General features: G+C 67.4%; 2 protein-coding genes. Both read right to left on the reverse strand.

The window, feature by feature from the left end:
- Positions 1-216, reverse strand: a 216-nt coding sequence (locus AC1DY5_RS57815) for a response regulator (RefSeq protein WP_478123068.1), incomplete at its 3' end; no start/stop codon positions are given.
- A gap of 127 nt (positions 217-343) precedes the next feature.
- Positions 344-681, reverse strand: a 338-nt coding sequence (locus tag AC1DY5_RS57820) for a hypothetical protein (RefSeq protein WP_478123069.1), incomplete at its 5' end; no start/stop codon positions are given.

Raw genomic sequence — 681 nt, forward strand, 5'->3', positions numbered from 1 at the left:
GCATGTCCGCAGCACGCCGAGTCCGGAGCCCTCCTTGAGGAACAGGTCCACGATCAGCAGTTGCCACTCGCCGGCATGCGCGGCGAGCCACTCGGCCGCATCCGTCTCAGTCTCCGCGACGCCGAGGACGCGAGCACTCACGAGGTCCTCGAGCGCGGGGATCAGGTTGTCGCGGATGGTCCTGTTGTCTTCGACCAGGAACGTGAGGAGAGCCATGCAGGTTCCTGCCAGTACAAGGCACAGAGCCTAGCCGTCAGGTCCATCGCGGGCCAAGGCCGGACGGCTTGCGCTCGCGTAGGAGAAAGCGCATGGGTGCGCCGCGTGCCGGCGCCGCCGCCGTGCCTCAGTCGGCTTTGTCGCCGTCGTTGGCGCTGAGCTTCTCGACCAGCGCCCGGCTGGCATCCCGTTGGGCGGTGGCGTTCTTGCGCTTCTCGATTTCCTCTTCGAGAGCCGCGTGGACCTCGGTCAGGCTTTCCGCCGATTCGGCCAGCTTCTTCTCGAGATGCCCGGTGTGCTCGATCGCCTGCGCCACCTCGCCGACCTGCAGCTCGTCGGGCAGTTCCTGCTCGAGCACCGTGCCGATCACCAGCAAGTCTTCGGAAGCGCGCTTCACGTCGGCGGCGACCGCCTGGGTCTTGCCCGGGGTCTGGTCGAGTGGCATGCGTGGCGTGGGCTGTGATG

Source organism: Variovorax sp. P4_D9, assembly GCF_056401695.1.